Source organism: Nonomuraea turkmeniaca, assembly GCF_005889735.1.
GTDB classification, from domain to species: Bacteria; Actinomycetota; Actinomycetes; order Streptosporangiales; family Streptosporangiaceae; genus Nonomuraea; species Nonomuraea turkmeniaca.
In genome coordinates, this window is sequence record NZ_VCKY01000207.1 from 1 (window position 1) to 19,215 (window position 19,215).

23 protein-coding genes are annotated in these 19,215 nt (G+C 71.6%); 8 read left to right on the top strand and 15 right to left on the bottom strand.

Going from position 1 to position 19,215, the window contains the following annotated elements; genetic code table 11:
• Positions 1 to 248: 248 nt before the first annotated feature.
• From ETD86_RS41215 to ETD86_RS41225, 3 genes are read right to left on the bottom strand one after another with little or no spacing between them, the layout of a single operon-like run.
• On the bottom strand, positions 249 to 836 hold the full coding sequence (locus ETD86_RS41215; RefSeq protein WP_138672064.1) for a Trp biosynthesis-associated membrane protein: 588 nt from the start codon (positions 834 to 836) through the stop codon (positions 249 to 251).
• Between the two features lie 9 nt (positions 837 to 845).
• Positions 846 to 1,202, bottom strand: a complete 357-nt coding sequence (gene hisI, locus ETD86_RS41220) for a phosphoribosyl-AMP cyclohydrolase (protein WP_138672065.1) — start codon at positions 1,200 to 1,202, stop codon at positions 846 to 848.
• Positions 1,203 to 1,224: 22 nt separating this feature from the next.
• A complete protein-coding gene (locus ETD86_RS41225) occupies positions 1,225 to 1,560 on the bottom strand; it encodes an STAS domain-containing protein (protein WP_138672066.1) in 336 nt (111 codons plus the stop codon).
• A gap of 175 nt (positions 1,561 to 1,735) precedes the next feature.
• Between ETD86_RS41225 and ETD86_RS41230 the strand changes: the two genes are divergently transcribed.
• Both ETD86_RS41230 and ETD86_RS41235 read left to right on the top strand, forming a co-directional pair.
• The gene (locus ETD86_RS41230) at positions 1,736 to 2,569 is read left to right on the top strand and encodes an MEDS domain-containing protein (RefSeq protein WP_170223529.1); all 834 of its coding nucleotides are present in this window, start codon (positions 1,736 to 1,738) and stop codon (positions 2,567 to 2,569) included.
• Positions 2,562 to 2,951, top strand: a complete 390-nt coding sequence (locus ETD86_RS41235) for an ATP-binding protein (protein WP_138672068.1) — start codon at positions 2,562 to 2,564, stop codon at positions 2,949 to 2,951. The genes ETD86_RS41230 and ETD86_RS41235 overlap by 8 nt, the downstream gene beginning before the upstream one ends.
• 3 nt (positions 2,952 to 2,954) lie before the next feature.
• Here ETD86_RS41235 and ETD86_RS41240 read toward each other — a convergent pair whose 3' ends face one another.
• Both ETD86_RS41240 and ETD86_RS41245 read right to left on the bottom strand, forming a co-directional pair.
• Complete coding sequence (locus ETD86_RS41240; RefSeq protein WP_138672069.1) at positions 2,955 to 4,736, bottom strand: ABC transporter ATP-binding protein; 1,782 nt, start codon at positions 4,734 to 4,736, stop codon at positions 2,955 to 2,957.
• Positions 4,733 to 6,553: an ABC transporter ATP-binding protein gene (locus tag ETD86_RS41245; protein ID WP_138672083.1), complete on the bottom strand. Its 1,821-nt coding sequence runs from the start codon at positions 6,551 to 6,553 to the stop codon at positions 4,733 to 4,735. Before ETD86_RS41245 ends, ETD86_RS41240 begins: the two co-directional genes overlap by 4 nt.
• A 116-nt stretch (positions 6,554 to 6,669) precedes the next feature.
• On the opposite strand from ETD86_RS41245, the gene ETD86_RS41250 reads away from it, so the two are divergent.
• The 3 genes from ETD86_RS41250 (at position 6,670) to ETD86_RS41255 (ending at position 9,100) form a co-directional block, all read left to right on the top strand.
• Positions 6,670 to 7,299, top strand: coding sequence for a TIGR03085 family metal-binding protein (locus ETD86_RS41250; protein ID WP_138672070.1), 630 nt, complete (start codon positions 6,670 to 6,672; stop codon positions 7,297 to 7,299).
• Between the two features lie 217 nt (positions 7,300 to 7,516).
• Entirely contained in the window at positions 7,517 to 7,678 is a 162-nt protein-coding gene (locus ETD86_RS55915; RefSeq protein WP_170223530.1) for a cytochrome c family protein, read from the top strand.
• 60 nt (positions 7,679 to 7,738) lie between these two features.
• Entirely contained in the window at positions 7,739 to 9,100 is a 1,362-nt protein-coding gene (locus ETD86_RS41255; protein WP_138672071.1) for a glutamine synthetase family protein, read from the top strand.
• 176 nt (positions 9,101 to 9,276) lie between these two features.
• On the opposite strand, the gene hisF is transcribed toward ETD86_RS41255, so the two are convergent.
• From hisF to hisD, 9 genes are all read right to left on the bottom strand, one after another.
• Positions 9,277 to 10,038 carry an imidazole glycerol phosphate synthase subunit HisF gene (gene hisF, locus ETD86_RS41260; protein WP_138672072.1) on the bottom strand — a complete coding sequence of 254 codons (762 nt, stop codon included), beginning with the start codon at positions 10,036 to 10,038 and terminating at the stop codon, positions 9,277 to 9,279.
• Positions 10,035 to 10,445, bottom strand: coding sequence for a Rid family hydrolase (locus ETD86_RS41265; RefSeq protein WP_138672073.1), 411 nt, complete (start codon positions 10,443 to 10,445; stop codon positions 10,035 to 10,037). The genes hisF and ETD86_RS41265 overlap by 4 nt, the downstream gene beginning before the upstream one ends.
• 20 nt (positions 10,446 to 10,465) lie before the next feature.
• Positions 10,466 to 11,188 (bottom strand): bifunctional 1-(5-phosphoribosyl)-5-((5-phosphoribosylamino)methylideneamino)imidazole-4-carboxamide isomerase/phosphoribosylanthranilate isomerase PriA, encoded by a 723-nt coding sequence (priA, locus tag ETD86_RS41270; protein ID WP_138672074.1) that lies wholly within the window; start codon positions 11,186 to 11,188, stop codon positions 10,466 to 10,468.
• The gene (locus tag ETD86_RS41275; protein ID WP_138672075.1) at positions 11,189 to 11,527 is read right to left on the bottom strand and encodes a hypothetical protein; all 339 of its coding nucleotides are present in this window, start codon (positions 11,525 to 11,527) and stop codon (positions 11,189 to 11,191) included.
• A gap of 89 nt (positions 11,528 to 11,616) precedes the next feature.
• On the bottom strand, positions 11,617 to 12,258 hold the full coding sequence (hisH, locus tag ETD86_RS41280; protein ID WP_138672076.1) for an imidazole glycerol phosphate synthase subunit HisH: 642 nt from the start codon (positions 12,256 to 12,258) through the stop codon (positions 11,617 to 11,619).
• On the bottom strand, positions 12,252 to 12,407 hold the full coding sequence (locus ETD86_RS55920) for a hypothetical protein (RefSeq protein ID WP_170223532.1): 156 nt from the start codon (positions 12,405 to 12,407) through the stop codon (positions 12,252 to 12,254). Before ETD86_RS55920 ends, hisH begins: the two co-directional genes overlap by 7 nt.
• Positions 12,404 to 12,997, bottom strand: a complete 594-nt coding sequence (gene hisB / locus ETD86_RS41285; RefSeq protein ID WP_138672077.1) for an imidazoleglycerol-phosphate dehydratase HisB — start codon at positions 12,995 to 12,997, stop codon at positions 12,404 to 12,406. Before hisB ends, ETD86_RS55920 begins: the two co-directional genes overlap by 4 nt.
• Before the next feature lie 59 nt (positions 12,998 to 13,056).
• Positions 13,057 to 14,130, bottom strand: a complete 1,074-nt coding sequence (locus ETD86_RS41290) for a histidinol-phosphate transaminase (protein ID WP_138672078.1) — start codon at positions 14,128 to 14,130, stop codon at positions 13,057 to 13,059.
• Positions 14,127 to 15,446 (bottom strand): histidinol dehydrogenase, encoded by a 1,320-nt coding sequence (hisD, locus tag ETD86_RS41295; RefSeq protein WP_138672079.1) that lies wholly within the window; start codon positions 15,444 to 15,446, stop codon positions 14,127 to 14,129. Before hisD ends, ETD86_RS41290 begins: the two co-directional genes overlap by 4 nt.
• A 327-nt stretch (positions 15,447 to 15,773) precedes the next feature.
• On the opposite strand from hisD, the gene ETD86_RS41300 reads away from it, so the two are divergent.
• The 3 genes from ETD86_RS41300 to ETD86_RS41310 all read left to right on the top strand — a co-directional run bounded on the left by ETD86_RS41300 (position 15,774) and on the right by ETD86_RS41310 (position 18,664).
• Positions 15,774 to 15,968, top strand: a complete 195-nt coding sequence (locus tag ETD86_RS41300; protein ID WP_138672080.1) for a hypothetical protein — start codon at positions 15,774 to 15,776, stop codon at positions 15,966 to 15,968.
• Between the two features lie 36 nt (positions 15,969 to 16,004).
• On the top strand, positions 16,005 to 17,027 hold the full coding sequence (gene ligD / locus ETD86_RS41305; RefSeq protein ID WP_246149022.1) for a non-homologous end-joining DNA ligase: 1,023 nt from the start codon (positions 16,005 to 16,007) through the stop codon (positions 17,025 to 17,027).
• Between the two features lie 215 nt (positions 17,028 to 17,242).
• Positions 17,243 to 18,664, top strand: coding sequence for a trypsin-like serine peptidase (locus ETD86_RS41310; RefSeq protein WP_138672081.1), 1,422 nt, complete (start codon positions 17,243 to 17,245; stop codon positions 18,662 to 18,664).
• A 111-nt stretch (positions 18,665 to 18,775) separates the two neighbouring features.
• Here ETD86_RS41310 and ETD86_RS41315 read toward each other — a convergent pair.
• Positions 18,776 to 19,215: MFS transporter (locus ETD86_RS41315; RefSeq protein WP_138672082.1), on the bottom strand; the 440-nt coding region annotated here is incomplete at its 5' end.

Genomic DNA, 19,215 nt, shown 5'->3' on the forward strand with positions numbered 1-19,215 from the left:
GCCACCGTGCCGTGGAAGAGATAGGTGTCCTGCGCCACGACCGCGACGCCGCCGGTGGGCGGCTGCTGGCCGTATCCTCCGCCGGGTGGCTGCGCGCCGTAACCACCGTTTCCGCCCTGATCCCCGTAGCTCATCCGCCTTGGCTCCTAGTGTTCGTGGCGAGTTGCAACGGCAGCTTATTGAGGAAACGACGGCCAAGCCGACACAGGTTCAGAACAGTGGATAGTTCGTAACATTGGGCCTTGCGGCTACCGGGTGGGGTCGTCTCCCCGGTCGAGCGCGTCCCAGAGTGCCTTGTCATCCTGCGCCGGCGTGGCGTCGTCCTTGCCGGCGCTCCGCTCGTACCGCGCGGACATGCCCGCCCACCTGCCGCCGCGCACGACCGCGACGACTCCTCCGGAGATCATCAGGGCCGCTCCGGCACCCGCCACGACAGGCCACAGCGGCGCGATCTCCCAGGGCACCGCGGTGACGCCGTGCAGGGCGTTGCGCTCGGCCAGCCAGCCGGTCACGGTCGCGCCGTTCAGCGCCGTCCACGTGCCCGCCGCCACGCCGGCGCCGCAGAGGGCGAGCAGGCCGCCGATGACGCGACGTCCGGCTCCTTTGGTGGCCAGCACCGCCACCACGCCGGCCAGGCCGGCCAGCGCCAGCGGCGTCAGCACGGGGCTGAGGTCACTGCCCGCGGGCGCCACGGCCCCGGCCGCCGTGACCCGCGCCCAGGCCCGGCCGGCGGCCAGCAGCACGAGGAGGCAGCCCAGGACGGTCAGCGCCAGCCACCCCCACAGTTCCCCGCGGGCCGTCGCTGTGCTGGTCGCCGTGCTGCTGCTGGAGTCCATGAGTCGCGCCTAGCCGAGCGAGATCTCGAGCCGGTCGGCGTCGAAGCAGGTGCGCTCGCCCGTGTGGCAGGCCGCGCCGACCTGGTCGACCTTGACGAGCACGGTGTCGCCGTCGCAGTCGAGCGCCACCGACTTGACGTGCTGGACGTGGCCGGAGGTGTCGCCCTTGACCCAGAACTCGCCGCGGCTGCGCGACCAGTAGGTGGCCCGGCCGGTGGTGAGCGTCCGATGCAGCGCCTCGTCGTTCATCCAGGCCAGCATGAGCACCTCGCCGGTGTCGTACTGCTGGGCGATGGCGGGGACGAGGCCGTCGGTGGTGCGCTTCAACCGTGCCGCGATCTTGGGGTCCAGGGACATGGCATCCATTCAACCAGCCTGCCCCCGCGCCTCAGTCCAGGGCCTGGGAGAGGGTGTCGTAGATCGGGAAGAGCGGGGCCAGGTTCGTCCTGCGCAGCCGCCGCAGCACCTGGCCGTCCGGCGCGACCAGCGCCATGCTGCCGTCACGCGCGCGCAGGTCGGCCAGCTGGCGCACGAGGACCCCGAGCCCCGTCGTGTCGATGAACGTCAACGCGGTCAGGTCCACCACCAGCCGGGGGCCGTGGATCTCCACCGCCTCGCCGAGGCACTGCCGGACCTGGGACGCGTTGTCCACGTCCACCTCTCCCGCCAGGCTGACCACCACGAGCTCGCCGTGTCGGCGTCGCGTCATCTCCAGCACATCCACGCTCTTGCTCCTCACGCCCCCTGGCCGCGCGGGCCCGCCGCCGGTGCGTGGGCGGCCCCGGCGAAAAGGTATACCGATCAGCGTCGCGTCACGGTGGGTTTTGCAGAGAATGCACTACGTGATGACGTGGCGCGGGGTAGTTTCTTCGGCGACGCGTGCTAGGGGAGGTGCCGACATGCATCTCGTGGGCTCCGTGCTCGATCCCGATCTGGGAGATCACGTCTGCCTGCCGTTCGACGGGGAGCGCGAGCGGATGGCGGCGACGAGGGTGTTCACGATGAACGGCCTGCGCCGCCGGACCAAAGTCGTGCTCATCACGCACGCGGACAGTCCGGAGCGGACGCGGGACTGGCTGGCGCCGCTCGTACCCGGCTTCGCCGACGCCGAGTCGGCGGGGCAGGTGGAGATCCTCGCCTGCGCCGACACCCACTTCACCGACGGCTGCCTCGATCCCGGCCGGGTGCGGTGCGGGCTGAGCGACGCCAACGACCGCGCGCGCAAGCACGGCCAGCACGGCGTGTACGCCCTGATCGACGCCTCATGGGGGATGCGGGACGCGCCGGGGCAGGCGGCGTTCGAGGCCGCGGTCAACGAGCTGTTCGGGCAGCGCTGGCTGGCGGCCGTGTGCCAGTACGACCGCGGCCTGTTCCCCCGCGAGGCCATCGACCGGGCCGCCGCGGTGCATCCGATCGCCCCGGAGCAGGCGCTGCTGCGCTTCGCCAACAACGGCTCGGCTCCTGGGCTGCGGGTGTGGGGCGACATCGACCTGACCAACCGGCAGGCGTTCGCGTCGGTGCTGGCGCCGCTGGAGAAGGAGCCGGGCGAGGTGGTGATCGACGCCTCCGGCCTGGACTTCATCGACGCCGGATCGGCGCAGCTACTGACCGTCACGGCCATGGCCAGGCCGCCCGGGTCCACCACGGTCGTCTGCGGCGACGCCATGGCGCGGGTGCTGCGGCTGATCGGGGCCGACGCGTTCGTCACCGTCCGCCGAGCAGGCGATGTGTAGACAAGTGTGGTACGCGAGCTTCGCCCGCGGGCGGATCACGTTTCTGCGCAGGGCGGTCGCCGAGCACGCCGCCTACGAGGGGATGACGGGGCGGCGCCTGGAGGACTTCGTGCTGGTGGCCAACGAGATCACCACCAACGCGGTGGTGCACGGCGGCGGGCGCGGGCGGCTGCGGTTGTGGGCGCACGGCGGGCGGCTGTGGTGCGAGGTGACCGACCAGGGGCCGGGGTTGCCGCCGGGCTGGCTGGGCGACATGCGCCCGCCCACGGGGTTCGAGTGCCGTGGGCGGGGGTTGTGGCTGACGCGGATGTTGTGCGATCACATCACGATCGTGTCGGGGCCCCGGGGGACGATCGTGACGTTCGCCGCCGTCTGCGAGTGATCGTCAGGAGTGGGCGGCGGAGATCCAGGAGGCATGCAGGTCGGCGTACACGCCTTGCTCGTTCACCAGATCGGCGTGCGGACCGCGTTGCACCAGGCGGCCCGCGTCGAAGACCAGGACCTCGTCGGCGTTCTCGGCCGTGGACAGCCGGTGGGCGATCGAGATGGCGGTACGGCCGCGGGTGACGCCTTCGAGCGCGCGGGCCAGCCGTACCTCCGTGGCCGGGTCCACCGCCGAGGTGGCCTCGTCCAGCAGGAGCAGGTCGGGGTCGGCGAGATAGGCGCGGGCCAGGGCGACGAGCTGGCGCTCGCCGGCCGACAGCGACTCGCCGCGCTGGCCGACGGGTGTGTCCAGGCCGGCCGGAAGTCCCTCGAGCCAGTCGGCCAGGCCCAGCTCGGTCAGCGCGAGCTCGATCTCCTCGCGTGCCGCGGACGGCTTGCCGTAGCGGACGTTCTCCTCCAGCGTCCCGTCGAACAGGAACCCGTCCTGCGGCACCATGACGATGCGCTCGCGAAGTGAGGAGAAACGCACGTGGCGCAGGTCGTGGCCGTCGATCGTGACGCGCCCCGAGCCCGGGTCCATCAGCCTCGTCAGGAGCTTGGCGAACGTGGTCTTGCCCGAGCCGGTCTCCCCCACCACCGCGACGCGGGAGCGGGGCGGGATCACGAGCGTGACCTCGCGCAGCACGGGCGGGCCGCCGGGGTAGGAGAAGTGCACGTCCTCGAACGCGACGGAGATGGGGCCGCGCGGCAGCTCCACGCCCTTCTCGCCGGGGTCGGCCACGTCGGGCGGCGTGTCGAGCACGCCGAGGATGCGCCGCCAGCCGGCGACGGCGTTCTGGGCCTCGTTGAGCACCTCGGTGGCCGTCTGCAGCGGCGACACGAACAGCGTGACGAGGAACAGGAACGCGACCAGCTCCCCCTGCGTGATCTCGCCCGACAGGCCCAGCCGCACGCCGAGCAGCACGATCCCGGCGATCGCGACCGCGGCCACGATCTCGGTCAGCGGGAACACGAAGCCGACGATGGTCTGCGCTCTGACCTGGGCGGACCTGTTGGCGTTCACGGCCGTGCCGATGCGCTCGGCGGTGCGGCGCTCGGACGCGTACGCCCGGATCACGGCGGCGCCGACGACGGACTCGCTGATCGCGGCGAGCATGTCGCCGGTGCGCTCACGCACCACCGTGTACGCCCGCGACAGCAGCCGCTGGAACCGCGGCAGGGCGATCATCAGGGGGATGAAGCAGGCCCACACCAGCAACGTCAGCTGCCAGGAGTAGACGAACATCAGCACGGTCGCCACGAACAGCTGCCCGAACGCCACGATGACCATCAGCCCGCCCCATTGCATGAAGGTGCTGATCTGATCGATGTCGTTGGTGACGCGCGAGACCAGGGCGCCGCGGCGCTCGGTGTTCTGGGTGAGCACCGACAGGTCGTGCACGTGACGGAAGCCGCGCACGCGCAGCGTCGCCAGGGACGACTCGGTGGCCTTGTAGAGGCGGACGTTCATGACGTACCCGGCGATGGCCGTGAGCACGACGGCCGCGGCGCACACCAGGACGGCACTGGTGATGTACGACAGGTCCGGCACGCCGTCCTTGAGCCCGGTGTCGATCGTCTGCTGGACCGCGATCGGCACGATGATCTTGCCGACGGTCGCGACGACCGCCAGGGCCAGCGTGCCCGCCAGGCCCTTGCGGAACTCGGGCGTCAGCGACAGGCCGTGGCGGATGGTGTCCAGCGCCGAACGACCGGAATCGCGCTGGATGCTCTGCGCCGTCATGCGCTGACCCCTTCTTCCTCTCCCGCCAGGACTTCCTCGTCTTCCGCCAGCACGTCGATGGCGGCCCGCTCGGCCTCCTCACGCTCGTAGGCGGTCACCAGGTTGCGGTAGCCCTGGCAGCGGGCCAGGAGCTCCTCGTGCGTGCCGCGGTCCACGACCCGGCCGTGGTCGAGGTAGACGACCTCGTCGGCGAGCGCGATCGTGGCCAGGCGGTAGGCGACGACCACGACGGTGGAGGTCTCGGCGGCGTCGCGGAGCCCGTACAGGATCCTGGCCTCGACCTGGGGGTCCACGCTGGAGGTTGCGTCGTCGAGCACGAGCACGCGCGGCCGGCGCACGATCGCGCGGGCCAGGGCCAGGCGCTGACGCTGCCCGCCGGACAAGGTGGCGCCGCGCTCGCCGACGCGGGCGCCGAGCCCGTCGGACAGCCTGGCGACGAAGCCGTCGGCCTGGGCCAGCCGCAGCGCGTCCCACACGTCCTCGTCGGCGCTCTCCTGGCCGAGCGCGATGTTGCCGCGCACGGTGTCGTCGAACAGGAACGTCTGCTGCGGCACCAGCGCCACCGACTGGGCGACGCCGCCGTAGGCCAGCTCCCGCAGGTCGACGCCGTCGAGCAGCACCTGCCCCGCGTCGGGGTCGACCAGCCGCACGAGCAGCTGGACCAGCGTGGACTTGCCCGATCCGGTGGGCCCGACCAGGGCGACGGTGCGGCCGGCCGGCACGTCGAAGGTGACGTCGTGCAGCACCTCGGCCTCGCCGTAGCGGTACGACACGCCGCGCACCTCCAGCGCGGCGGGCGCGGAGGAGGCGGTGGCGGCCCCGTGATCCACGCTGCCGTACTCCATGGATCCGGTGGCCTCCAGCACGGCCTGCACCCGCTCCCAGCCGACGACGCTGCGCGGCAGCTCGGCCAGCACCCAGCCGAGCGCCCTGATCGGGAAGGCCAGCAGCGTGAACAGGTAGGCCACCTGGATGAGGTCGCCGACGACGATGGACCCGCCGGACAGGCGCAGCGCGCCGACGGCGAGCACCGCCAGCACGCCGATCGTGGGCAGCGCCTCCAGCATCGGGTCGAACAACCCGCGCACCCGGCCGACGGCGATGTTGGCGTCGCGCAGCTCGTGGGCGCGGCGCAGGAACCGCTCGGTCTCCAGGTCCTCCCTGCCGAGGGTCTTGACGACGAGCGCGCCGTCGAAGCTCTCGTGCGCGATCTCGCTGACCTCGGCGCGCAACTGCTGCGCGCGGGTGGCGAGCGGGCTCAGCCTGCGCTGGTAGACGAGGTTGAGCACGGCGATCGCCGGGAAGATCAGGAAGCCCACCACCGCGAGCACGAGATCGGTGAAGATCATCGCGATCGCCGCGGTGACCAGCATGACGACCACGCCCACGGCCATCGGCAGCGGCGCCAGCGGGGCCCAGGCGGCCTCGGCGTCGGCGCTGGCGTTGGACAGCAGCTGCCCGGTGGGGTGGCGATGGTGCCAGGACAGCGGCAGCCGCAGGTACTGCCGGGTGACGTCCCTGCGCGATCTGGCCTGCATGCGGTACTGCATGACCCCGGCCAGGATGCGGCGGCCCGCCACGCCGAACGCCTTGAGCAGCGCCGTGCCGATGATGAGGAACACACCGGTCCACAGCGCGCCCGAGGCAACCCGGCCCTGGGCGAACGACGGCAGCAGCACGTGCTGTGTGGCCCAGCCGAGCGCCCAGGAGGAGGCGACGGTCATGCCGCCGTAGACCGCGCTGGCCAGCACGGCCAGCGCGAAGACCGCCTTCTCGGTGCGAATGGCCACCCCAAGGACCCGCAGTCCTTGACGCATCACGGCCGAGGTGACCTTGCTCGCCACTCGGTAGGCTCCCCTTCAACAGACTTAACTTCGCAAGTCACTACATCACGTCTGATCAACCAGTTATTCCCACAGGTAGGGTTGACCACGTGACTCACGCTCGTGGCGAACGCGCCGCGCTCTGCGACCTCCTCGACCGGCTCGGGCCGGACGCGCCGACGCTCTGTGCGGGCTGGACCACCTACGACCTGGCCGCCCACCTGGTGCTGCGCGAGCGCCGGCCCGACGCGATGGGCGGGATCGCCCTCAAGCCCCTGGCCGGTTACACCGCCTCGGTCCAGAACGGGCTCAAGGCCAAGCACCCCTATCCGGAGCTGGTCGGCATGGTGCGCAAGCCGGGCGGCGTGTACGGGCTGCTGCCCTTCCTCGACGAAGCCGTCAACGCGCTGGAGCTGTTCGTGCACCACGAGGACGTGCGCCGCGCCCAGCCGTCATGGGAGCCGCGCGAGCTGTCCCCCGACCTCGACCGGCTCATCTGGAAGCGGGTGTCGAGCGGCGCCAGGCTGATGCTGCGCAGGTCGCCCGTGGGCGTGGTGCTGCACCGGCTCGGCGGCGGCGTCGCACTCGGCGGCCCCCGTCAGGGCGCCCGGGTGGAGGTGACGGGGACGGCCTCCGAGCTGCTCATGTTCTGCTTCGGCCGCCAGGAGCACGCCCGCGTGGAGCTCGCCGGCGACCCCAGCGCCGTCTCCCGGCTGCGCGAAGCGCACCTGGGCATGTGACTCACGTGTGAGCACGCTCGCCGGCGGTGGCCCGTGCCGGTCGGCGAGGATCGCAGAAACCCCGGCGTAGAAGGTGCTCGCGCACGGAGTCAAGCCTTTACCATGGCATAGGAAAAGGAAGCCCCCCGGTTAGGATCATGAACATCTTCACAGAGGATGCCAGTGATCGCCCAGATCCGGGTATATACGGCTGGGAATGGACTGCAGGAGGCCCCCCATGCAGGTCAAGAAGGTGATCACCTACGTGGCTGTCGCGTTCGTGGTCTTCTACCTGTTCACCCGGCCGGCCCAAGCTGCCGACGCGGTCAACGGAGTGTTCGACGGAATCCTTCAAGGAGCCAATCAGTTGGCGACATTCTTCTCCAGAGTTCTGACGTAGCGACGGTTCTGCCTGCGGTAGATGCTTCCCCGCGCTGCCAGATCGTGCTACGCAGGCAGGATGAGAGATCGCCCTAGCGGCACCAAGATCAATCAGCTTGATCCGAACGTGCGGCGCATCCTCGAGCGCTCCGAGCTCGAGGGCATCGAGCTGATCCGCTTTCTGTACGCCGACCACGGTGGCGTCATTCGTGGCAAAGCGGCTTCTCGATCGCGGTTGGCCGAACGGCTCAGCACGGGCATCGGGCACACGGTGGCCATGATGGCGATGAACATGCTCGACCAGCTCCAGGACGTCGAGCACATGGGTCCGGTGGGCGAGGTGCGCATCGTCCCGGACCCCGCGACGTTCGTCCTCTTGCCCCATGCTCCCGGCGCGGCGGCGATGCTGTCGGACCTGCGGCGGCCGGACGGCACGCCGTGGGAGGCGTGCGCGCGGACGTTTCTCAAGGACGCGATCGCGGATCTGGCCACGGAGGGTTACACGCTCGTCGCGGCGTTCGAGCCGGAGTTCACGCTCGGCCGCCGCCTGCCCGACCACGGGGGCGGCCCGGACCGGCTGATCCCGCTCGACGACTCTCTCTGCTACGCCAACGCCGGGTTCGACACGGCGCACGACTACACCATCAAGCTCATCCACGCCCTGGAGACACAGGGCCTGCACGTCGAGCATTACCACCCGGAGCTGGGGCCCGGCCAGCAGGAGCTCTCGATCAGGCACGCGCCGGCGCTGCGGGCCGCCGACAACCACGTCCTGTTCAGGGAGACCGTGCGCGGCGTGGCCCTGCGCATGCAGATGTGGGCCACGCTGGCCCCCAAGCCGCTGGCCGACCAGGCCGGCAACGGCGCCCACCTGCACCTGTCATTGTGGAACGACACGCACAACGTCTTCGCGGCCGACGGGGAGGTGCGTGACGGCTTCATCGGCGGCCTGCTCGCCCATCTGCCCGCCCTGACCGCGCTCACGTGCGGCAGCGTCAACAGCTTCCGCCGGCTGGCACCCCGCACGTGGTCCAGCGCTTATGCGGTGTACGGGCCCGACAACCGGGAGGCCGCGGTCCGCGTGTGCTCACCGCTCGGCGAGACCGGCGAGCCCAACCTGGAGCTGAAGCCGTCCGACTCCTCCGCCAACCCGTACCTGTCGCTGGGAGCCGTGATCCACGCCGGGCTGGACGGGATCCGGCGCAAGCTCGACCCGGGGGCGCCCGTGGACGTCGACCCCGACACGCGGCCCGGCCAGTTTCCGCGCCTGCCGTCGTCGCTGGACGAGGCGCTGGACGCGCTGGAGGCCGATGAGCTGCTCATGGAGGCGCTCGGGCCGCTGCGGCGCAGCGCGTACCTGGCCGTCAAGCGGTCGGAAGCGGCCGCCTTCGGCGCGAAGGACGTCTCGTACGAGCTGTTCAACCACATGCGGGTGTTCTGACCGTCCATCCGCGCTCCACGGCACAGGCGGCTCGGCCCGGCCACCGGCGCCCTCATCCTTGTGGCCGGCCCGCGCAGGCCGCGCCCTCTGCGCGACCGGTGCGGGCCCACGCCACGGCAGCCGAAGGTGGCCCGCCGGGCCCGGCGCGCCGGAGATGGCGCGCCGGCGAAGGCCGGTCAGCGGACGGGGTGGCCTGCCATGCGGAGCGTGTCCTTGACTTCGGAGATCTTGAGCGTGCCGAAGTGGAACACGGACGCCGCCAGCACGGCGTCCGCGCCCGCCTCCACCGCCGGCGGGAAGTCCTCCAGCCGTCCGGCCCCGCCGCTGGCGATCACCGGGACCCGCACCGCCGCCCGGACCGCCCGCAACATCTCCAGGTCGTACCCGTCGAGCGTGCCGTCACCGTCCATCGAGTTGAGCAGGATCTCTCCCACACCCAGCTCCTCACCGCGCGCCGCCCACTCCACCGCGTCGATCCCGGTGCCGCGCCGCCCGCCGTGCGTGGTCACCTCGAACCCGCTCGGGGTGCCGGGTGCGCGCCGGGCGTCCACGGAGAGCACGACGCACTGGGCGCCGAACCGCCGGGACGCCTCGGTGAGCAGCTCGGGCCGGGCGATGGCGGCCGTGTTGAGCGACACCTTGTCGGCGCCGGCCCGCAGCAGCCGGTTGACGTCCTCGACCGAGCGCACCCCGCCGCCGACGGTGAGCGGGATGAACACCTGCTCGGCGGTCCTGCGAACGACGTCGAGCATGGTCTCGCGCTCGCCGGACGAGGCGGTGATGTCGAGGAAGGTCAGCTCGTCGGCGCCCTCCTCGTCGTAACGCCTGGCCAGCTCGACGGGGTCGCCCGCGTCGCGCAGGTTCTCGAAGTTGACGCCCTTGACCACGCGTCCGGCGTCCACGTCGAGACAGGGAATGACTCTTACCGCTACGGTCATGCTCGCAACGCCTCGATTTCGATCTCGACCAGCATTCTCGGGTCGACCAGCCCGGCCACCCGTACTCCCGTGCAGGCGGGGCGCACCTTCCCGAACACCTCGGCGATGGCCCGCCCGACGAGGTCGAAGTGCCGCTGCTCCACCACGTAGTAGCGGACCATGACGACGTCCTCGCGGGTCAGCCCGCCCGTCACCACAGCTTCGAGCGCGATCTCCATCGCGGTCAGGCTCTGTCTGTACGCGTCGCCGACATGGCATACCTCGCCGTCGACCGTGGCCGTGCAGCCGGAGACGATCACCCGCTCTCCGACGACCACGGCGCGTGCGTAGCCGTACTTCTCCTCCCAGATGCCACCCGAGAACACCCTCGACCCGGTGCAGTGCATGGTGATACTACCGACGCTCATTCCGCCCCCTCCCGGCGAAGCTACCCGCGTACCGCGGCAAGCGCGTTCTCCAACGTGAACGCGTGAGCGTACAGGGCACTGCCCACGATGGCGCCCTCCAGTCCGTCAGGAGCGAGAGAAGCGAGTACGGCCAGGTCATCCAGGCTGGAGACACCCCCACTGGCGATCACCGGCTTGTCGGTGCGGGCGCAGATCCGGCGGTACAGATCCACGTTCGGGCCCTGGAGCATGCCGTCCTTGGTCACGTCGGTGACGACGTAGCGGGGACAGCCGTCGGCCTCCAGCCGGTCGAGCACCTCCCACAGGTCGCCCCCCTCCTCGGTCCAGCCGCGAGCGGCCAGCGTCGTACCGCGCACGTCCAGCCCGACCGCGATCTTGTCGCCGTACTCGGCGATGACCTTCCGGCACCAGTCGGGATTCACCAGCGCGGCGGTGCCGATGTTGACCCGGCGGCAGCCCGTGGCCAGCGCGGCGGCCAGGGACTCATCGTCGCGGATGCCGCCCGACAGCTCCACGTTCACATCCAGCCGGCCGATCACGCCGGCGATCAGCTCCCGGTTGCCGCCCCGGCCGAACGCGGCGTCCAAGTCCACCATGTGGATCCACTCGGCGCCCGCCTCCTGCCAGGCCAGCGCGGCGGCGAGCGGCTCGCCGTAGCCCTTCTCGGTCCCGGCCACACCCTGGACCAGTTGTACGGCCTGGCCGTCGATGACGTCCACGGCGGGCAACAATACGAATGACATTCAGATCCTCCGGTCGAAGGCGAGAGTCACGACAACGGGTACGAGCAACACGGACAGGACAAGAACGGCGAAGCTGGCGAAGAACGACCCCCACAGCAGCCAGGCGATCGCCTGCACGATCAGGAACCCGAACGCCACCAGGACGTTCTGGGTCCGGTGACGGCGGGCCAGCAGGCCGCCCGGGCGGCGGACGCGCACCGGTCGCGGCGTGAGCCGGCCGATCGAGCTCCGGAGGGCCCGCCGGCGGGCCAGGCGCGCCTGCCGGTCCTCATTGGCCCGGATCGCGCGCGCACGCTCGGCCTCGCGCTCGGCCCGCCGCCGGGCCCGCTCCTTGCTCACCGCGCCCGCTCCTCGCCCGAGACCGCCCGCACCGCCTGCTCCTCATTCACCGCGCCTGCTCCTTCACCCGGGAAGGGCACGCCCGGTCCTCACTCAACGGTGTCCAGCCAGTTCTTCAGCAGTGCGGCCCCGGCGTCGCCGGACTTCTCGGGGTGGAACTGGGTCGCCATGAGCGGGCCGTTCTCCACGGCCGCCACGAACGGCACGCCGTGCTCGGCCCACGTCACGATCGGCTCGGCGAACCCCTCGCCGGTGCGCAGCTCCCACTCGCGCACGCCGTAGGAGTGCACGAAGTAGAAGCGCGTGCCGGCGTCCAAGCCGGCGAACAGGACGCTGCCCGCGGGCGCCTTGACGGTGTTCCACCCCATGTGGGGCAGCACGGGCGCGTCGAGCCGCTCGACGGTGCCCGGCCACTCGCCGCAACCCTCGGTCTCCACGCCGTGCTCGACGCCCCTGGCGAACAGGATCTGCATGCCGACGCAGATGCCCAGCACCGGACGGCCGCCGGACAGGCGCCTGCCGATGATCTGGTCGCCGCGGACGCCCGTGAGCCCGCTCATGCACGCCTCGAACGCGCCGACGCCGGGCACGACCAGCCCGTCGGCGTTCAGCGCGGCGTCGAAGTCAGCCGTCACGGTCACCTCGGCGCCGACCCTGGCCAGCGCCCGCTCCGCGGAACGCAGGTTGCCCGACCCGTAGTCGAGGACCACGACGTTCTTCTTGGTCACCACCACAACACCCCCGCCGTGATCGCCATCGCCGCGCCGACCGCGCAGATGACGGCACCGATCTTGAGCCCCTGCTTGGCCAGGGAGAACACGCCACCGATCAGGAACAACCCGATGAACACCATCACGCCGGCGATGAGGTTTTCCGTCATAGGACGCCCTTGGTGCTCGGCACCCCGGTCGCGCGCGGGTCGAGCTCGGACGCCTCGCGCAGCGCCCGGGCCAGGGCCTTGAACTGGGCCTCGACGATGTGGTGCGCGTTGCGCCCGTAGGGGACGTGCACGTGCAGGCAGATCGCGGCCTGGGCGACGAGCGACTCCAGGATGTGGCGCGTCATCGTCGTGTCGTAGTCGGGGCCGATCATCGGCGCCATGCCCTCGGGCTCGGTGTGCACGAGGTACGGCCGCCCGGACAGGTCCACGGTCACCTGGGCGAGCGACTCGTCCAGGGGGCACGACGCGCTGCCGAACCGCCTGATGCCTGACTTGTCGCCCAGCGCCTCGCGGAACGCCGCACCCAGCGCGAGCGCGGTGTCCTCGATCGTGTGGTGGGAGTCGATGTGCAGGTCGCCCTCGGTCTTGACGGTCAGGTCGAACAGCCCGTGCTTGCCGAGCTGGGCCAGCATGTGGTCGAAGAAGCCGACCCCGGTGGCCACCTCCACCCGCCCGGTGCCGTCGAGACCGACCTCCACCAGGACCGAGGTCTCCTTCGTAACGCGCTCGACGCGGCCTACGCGGTTCACAGGCCCTCCTTCGTCGGTCCTGTGAACCGCAGAAGCGCCGTGTTCATTGGTTCGCTCGCTCACAGCAGGACCCCTTCCAGGGCGGCGCGGAAGGCCGCCATCTCCTCGCCCGTGCCGATCGTGACACGCAGCCATTCTGGCGGGCCGACCTCGCGGATGAGCACGCCGCGCTCCAGCAATCCCTCCCACACCTTGCGCCGGTCGGGGAAGCGCCCGAACAGCACGAAGTTGGCGTCCGAGTCGGCCACGGCCAGGCCCTTGGCCCGCAGCCAGGTCACCGTCGCGTCGCGTTCGCGCCGCAGCGCGTCCACCGTGCCGAGCAGCTCCGCGCGGTGGCGCAGCGCCACGCGCGCCGCCGTCTGGGTGAGCGTCGACAGGTGGTACGGCAGCCGCACCAGCAGCAGCGCCTCCACCACGGCCGGGTGCGCGGCCAGGTAGCCCAGCCGCGTCCCCGCCATGGCGAACGCCTTGGACATCGTCCTGGTGACGATCAGCCTCGGGTGGCCGGGCAACAAGGTGAGCGCCGACGGCGTGCCCTCGCGGGCGAACTCGGCGTAGGCCTCGTCCACCACGACCATGCCGGGCGCGGCGGCCAGAATCGCCGCGATCGTCTCCAGCGGCTGGGCGGTGCCGGTCGGGTTGTTGGGCGAGGCCAGGAAGACGATGTCGGGCCGGTGCTCCTCGATCGCGGTGACGGCCTTGCCGGGGTCGAGCGAGAAGTCCTCCTCCCGGCTGGCCTGGATCCACTCGGTGTTGGTGCCGCTGGTGATGATCGGGTGCATCGAGTAGGACGGCTCGAACCCGATGGCGGTGCGGCCATGGCCGCCGAACGCCTGCAGGATCTGCTGCAGCACCTCGTTGGAGCCGTTGGCCGCCCACACCTGCTCGGTGCGCAGCCCGTGCCCGAGGTAGCCGGCCAGGTCGGCGCGCAGGGCGGTGGCGTCCCTGTCGGGGTAGCGGTTGAGCTCGCCCGCCTGCGCCCGGACCGCCTCGGCCAGGTCGGCGACCAGCGCCGCGGAGGGCGGGTAGGGGTTTTCGTTGGTGTTGAGCCGGACCGGGACGTCGATCTGAGGCGCGCCGTACGGCGTCTTACCCCTGAGGTCGTCGCGGATGGGCAGGTCGTCCAGGTTCACTCGGGGGTCTCCGTGGGCACTCGCCAGTCGAAACGGGCGCGGATCGCGGCGCCGTGTGCGGGCAGGTCTTCGGCGTCGGCCAGGACCGACACGTGCGCGGCGGCGCCCGCGAGGGCCTCGCGCGTGTAGTCGATCACGTGGATGCCACGCAGGAACGACTGCACCGACAGGCCGCTGGAGTGGCAGGCGCAGCCGCCCGTGGGCAGCACGTGGTTGGAGCCGGCGAGGTAGTCGCCGAGCGAGACGGGCGCGTACGTGCCGACGAAGATCGCCCCCGCGTTGCGGACCCGCGCGGCGACGGCCGCGGCGTCGGCGGTGTGGATCTCCAGGTGCTCGGCGGCGTAGGCGTCCACCACCTTGAGCCCGTCGTCGAGCGAGCCGACCAGCACGATGCCGGACTGCCGGCCGCCCAGAGCCTCGGCGATGCGCGCGGAGTGCCTGGTCGCCGAGACCTGGCCCGGCAGCTCCTTCTCCACGGCGTCGGCCAGCTCGGGGCTGGTGGTGACCAGGACGGCGGCGGCGATCGTGTCGTGCTCGGCCTGGCTGATCAGGTCGGCGGCCACGTGGACCGGGTCGGCCGTCTCATCGGCCAGGATCGCGATCTCGGTCGGGCCGGCCTCGGAGTCGATGCCGATGCGGCCCTTGAGCAGCCGCTTGGCCGCCGCCACCCAGATGTTGCCAGGCCCGGTCACCATGGTGGCGGGCGCGCACTCCTCGGTGCCGTAGGCGAACATGGCCACCGCCTGCGCACCGCCGACGTTGTACACCTCGTCCACGCCGAGCAGCGCGCACGCGGCCAGGATCGTCGGGTGCGGCAGCCCGCCGAACTCCTTCTGCGCCGGGCTGGTCACGGCCAGCGACGCGACGCCTGCCTCCTGGGCGGGGACGACGTTCATGACCACGCTCGACGGATAGACCGCGCGGCCGCCGGGGACGTAGAGGCCCACGCGGTCGACCGGCACCCACCGCTCGGTCACGGTGCCGCCGGGCACGACCTCGGTGGTGGCGTCGGCGCGCCGCTGGTCGCGGTGGACCAGCCTGGCCCGCCTGATCGACTCCTCCAGCGCGGCCCTGACCTTGGGATCGAGCTCGCGCAGCGCGCGCTCGATCTCCCCGGCCGGCACGCGGGTGGTGGCGATCTCGACGCCGTCGAACCTGGCGGTCAGCTCCCGTACCGCTGCCACGCCGCGATGGCGCACGTCATCGCAGATGGGCCGCACCTTCTCCAGGGCGGCCTCGACGTCGAGCTCGGCGCGTGGCAGCACGTCGCGCAGGTTGTCCGGCAGGGAACCGCGCATGTCAATACGGGAAATCACCCCATCAGTCTACGGAGTCCGGCCCCTGAATCTCGTTCTGTCCACACTGCGGGACACGTTCGCGGGACGCCCCCCGGACACTCGACGGCCGCGGGAGCGGCGATCGACTTCGCCGCTCCTGCGGCCGTCGTCGCCCCGGACCGGGCCTGCCGGGGCGGACGCCGTGGCCGCCACGGGGGCGCGGCCACGGCCGTGAAAAGCTTCCGGACCCTCTGCCCATCGGGCGTGTCCGCCTAACATCGAACAACCAAGCACTTTATGCAGTCAAATCTTACTCTAAGTTATCTTTGCAGGTGAGCACTCCGAAACGCCCCTTACCCTTACGCCATGGCACGCTGGCGTAGCCCTGACGGCATCCTGGTCGAGGCGATCATCCTGGGCGATCGCCCGATGTTGCGCGTCTCCTGCCGCGTCAACGGCCGCACCTACCTGCGCGGCTACTGCGCCACCGTCGCCGAGCTCGGCGACCACGGCGTCGACCTGGCCGAGCTCGTGGAAGACACGCGGCTTGACCATCTGTAGACCCCCGTCCACCACTGTCGATCAAGCGGACGGGGTATGGCGTGCACCATGGTGCGGCTGCCCGCGTACGCCCCGATGCTGGCCCAGCTCGGCACCCTGGCCTCCGTGCAGGGCGCGGGCTGGGCGGTGGAGATGAAATGGGACGGCGTGCGCGCTCTCGCCTACCTCGAGGACGGCGCCGTCCGCCTGATGTCGCGCAACGGCAAGAACATCACCCCCGCCTACCCCGAGCTGCAGCTCATGGCCGGCGCCACCGGCGGGCGGGCCACCGTCGTCGACGGGGAGATCGTGGCGTTCGACGAGGCCGGGCGGCCCAGCTTCGAGGCGCTGCAGCCCCGCATGCACCAGCGCAACCCGGCCGTCGTGGCCGGGCTGGCCAGGACGGTGCCGGTGACGTTCATGGCGTTCGACATCCTGCACCTGGAGGAGGCCACCACGGCCCCCCTGCCCTACACCGAGCGCAGGAAGCTGCTGGAGGGCACGTTCACGCCCGGTTACCGGTGGCAGGTGCCCACCTGGTTCGCCGACGACGCCGGGCACGCCTTCGACTCCTCGCGACAGCTCGGGCTCGAAGGGGTCGTGTGCAAGCGGATGGGCTCGCCGTACCGGCCGGGCAAGCGCAGCGGCGAATGGACCAAGGTCAAGAACGTCAGCACCGTCGAGGTCGTGATCGGCGGCTGGCGGCCCGGCGCCGGGGGGCGCTCGGGGACGATCGGGTCGCTGCTGCTCGGCGCGTACGACGAGGGCGGGCGGCTCCTGTACGTCGGGCACGTCGGCACCGGGTTCACCCAGGCCATGCTGCGTGACCTGCGGGAGCGGCTGGCCCCGCTGGAGCGGCCCGACCCGCCGTTCGACGAGCCGGTGCCGCGCGAGCACGCCCGCGACGCGCTGTGGGTCGAGCCGCTCGTGGTCGGCGAGGTCCAGTACGCCGAGGTCACCGGCGACGGGATGCTGCGCCACCTGTCCTGGCGCGGGCTCCGCCCGGACCGCGAGCCGGCCGAGGCCAGCGCCACCGAGATCCGCCGCCAGGGCCACACCGGCAACGCCGCAGCCGGCTGACCGCACCCCTCAAACCCCCTCCACCGGCCCTTCGCGCCCGCTCATGGCCATCCCCGGCTCATCCCGGCACAGAGCTCCTGAACGTCCCTTCGCACCCGATCCCCCGACCGAGGTGCACCCATCACGACACGAGCCCGCTAACAACACTTCGCCTCATATTGGTGACTTACAGTGACCAGAGCTCGACTATCCGATCTTCTTCTCTGGGGGACACTGTGTGGAGAACCCTGGTCACAACCCTGACCACGCTGGCCGGCGTCGCGTTCGCGCTGCCCGCGGCGGCCGACCGGCCACCGCACGCCGCTCCGGCGCAGCCGCCCCTCATCCCGGCGCACGAGGGCGGCTGGGGCGCCGAGTCCTCCCCGCTGATGCGCCCTGGACAAGCCGTGCGTTATTGGACGCCGGGCAAGCAAGCCAAGGCCAACGCCGCCGACCTGCCGGCGAGCCTGCCGAGCCCGGCGGCGGCACAGCGGCGCAGCGTGCCCACGACCAAACGGCTCACGCCCGGCGGGGACACCAACGGGTACGCGCGCGTGCGCCGCCCGTACACGGATACGGACCGCAGCAGGATCACCGGCCGGCTGTTCTTCGTCAACGCCGGCGGGCGCGGCGACTCCTGCAGCGCCTCCGTCGTGCGCTCGGCCGCCGAACTGCTCATCATCACCGCCGCCCACTGCGTGTACAGCATCCCCGCGGGCGCCACGAGCGGCCGCTGGCACAGCAGCTTCGCGTTCGTGCCCGCCTACGACGGGCGGGCCGCCGGGGAGCGGCAGCGCGAGCCGTACGGGCGATGGGGCGGGCGGCGCGCCTGGAAGCCCGACGGATACACCGGGACGACCGGCGGCGACTGGAACTCCATCTATGACGTCGCACTCATCGAAGTGGGCAACAAGAACCGCACCCTCCAGGACGCCGTCGGCGCCTTCACGCCGGTGCGCAGCCAGGGCGGCAGGCACACCATCGCCACCGCGGGCTACCCGGGGGTGCTCGGCAGGAAGCCGTACGACGGCAAGGACCAGCTCTGGTGCCTGGCCAAGACCCAGCCCGCCCGCTCGATCGCCGCCGCGCCGTCGAAACTGGAGACCAACAACTGCCACCTGTCCAAAGGGCACAGCGGCGGGCCGTGGGTGCTCGAGGGCACCAACGACTTGATCGGCGTGTTGTCGGCGGGCGCGGAGGACGGCGAGGCCGACGGCTTCTCCGTCGCCAACACCCTCACCACCGACAGCTACGGCGCGATCGTCACGAAAGCCGACCCGCGCGGCGTCTACGACGCGCTGTCGGTCAACCTCGTGGGCCGGGCGCGGCCGGTCCGGCCCGGCCGCACCGCCACCGTCACCGCCACCGTCGCCATGCGCGGCCTGATGGCCGCGGCCCAGGTGCCCGTCACCCTTACCGCGCCGGCCGGGGCCGGCTTCAGCGCGATCCGCGGGGCCACGTGCGAGCGCGGTGACCGCAAGGCCACCTGCGTGATCGGCACCGTCCGGCCGGGCAGGCCGGTCCGGATCTCGGCCCGGGTCCGCGTCGCCCGCGATGCCAAGGCATGGCTGCCCATCAGCGCACACGTCACCTCCACTCCCCTGGACCCGACCCAGCGCGACAACACGTCCGTCTTCAGCCTCGCAACCCGGCGATGACCCCTCCCTAGGCTCGCGACCGCTCGGCCGTCGGCGCCCGCCGAGCATGCTCCCCCGGCACGAGGCCACGGGTGTGCCGCCGTGACGTCGCGTGCCTGCCCGCCCGCGTGCTCACGGGGCCGGCTCGAGCGCGGGCTCCTTCAGCGTGCGAGCCAGCAGCCAGGCCAGCAACGGGAACACGATCAAGCACGCCAGCGCCGTCCTGAGCGTGGCGGCCTCCGCGACGGCGCCCACCAGCGGGCTGGCCAGACCGCCCACGCTCACCGCCAACCCCAAGGTCACCCCGCTTGCCGTGCCGACCCGCCGCGGCAGGAAGTCCTGGCCCAGCGTCACGTGCAGGGAGAACGGGGCGTAGAGGGCGATCGAGGAAGCGGCGATGAAGACGTACGCGGCGGGGCCTGGCGCGAGCACCACGCCCGCGACCGCGGGGACGGCCGCCGCGTACGCCAGCCGCATCGTGCGCACCCGGCCCCAGCGCGCCGCCAGCCTGCCGCCCAGCACGGTCCCGACGGCCCCGCCGGCGAACAGCACGAACAGGGCCACCGCCCCCG

Excerpts from the sequence above, each read along its gene's own strand:
- ligD (WP_246149022.1), top strand. The coding sequence starts at position 16,005 with ATGGCGTGCACCATGGTGCGGCTGCCCGCGTACGCCCCGATGCTGGCC.
- ETD86_RS55920 (WP_170223532.1), bottom strand. The coding sequence starts at position 12,407 with ATGACGGAAAACCTCATCGCCGGCGTGATGGTGTTCATCGGGTTGTTC.
- ETD86_RS41265 (WP_138672073.1), bottom strand. The coding sequence starts at position 10,445 with ATGAGCGTCGGTAGTATCACCATGCACTGCACCGGGTCGAGGGTGTTC.
- ETD86_RS41300 (WP_138672080.1), top strand. The coding sequence starts at position 15,774 with ATGGCACGCTGGCGTAGCCCTGACGGCATCCTGGTCGAGGCGATCATC.
- ETD86_RS41215 (WP_138672064.1), bottom strand. The coding sequence starts at position 836 with ATGGACTCCAGCAGCAGCACGGCGACCAGCACAGCGACGGCCCGCGGG.
- ETD86_RS41230 (WP_170223529.1), top strand. The coding sequence starts at position 1,736 with ATGCATCTCGTGGGCTCCGTGCTCGATCCCGATCTGGGAGATCACGTC.
- hisF (WP_138672072.1), bottom strand. The coding sequence starts at position 10,038 with ATGACCGTAGCGGTAAGAGTCATTCCCTGTCTCGACGTGGACGCCGGA.
- ETD86_RS55915 (WP_170223530.1), top strand. The coding sequence starts at position 7,517 with ATGCAGGTCAAGAAGGTGATCACCTACGTGGCTGTCGCGTTCGTGGTC.
- ETD86_RS41245 (WP_138672083.1), bottom strand. The coding sequence starts at position 6,553 with ATGCGTCAAGGACTGCGGGTCCTTGGGGTGGCCATTCGCACCGAGAAG.
- ETD86_RS41255 (WP_138672071.1), top strand. The coding sequence starts at position 7,739 with ATGAGAGATCGCCCTAGCGGCACCAAGATCAATCAGCTTGATCCGAAC.
- priA (WP_138672074.1), bottom strand. The coding sequence starts at position 11,188 with ATGTCATTCGTATTGTTGCCCGCCGTGGACGTCATCGACGGCCAGGCC.
- hisI (WP_138672065.1), bottom strand. The coding sequence starts at position 1,202 with ATGGATGCCATGTCCCTGGACCCCAAGATCGCGGCACGGTTGAAGCGC.
- ETD86_RS41235 (WP_138672068.1), top strand. The coding sequence starts at position 2,562 with ATGTGTAGACAAGTGTGGTACGCGAGCTTCGCCCGCGGGCGGATCACG.
- ETD86_RS41240 (WP_138672069.1), bottom strand. The coding sequence starts at position 4,736 with ATGACGGCGCAGAGCATCCAGCGCGATTCCGGTCGTTCGGCGCTGGAC.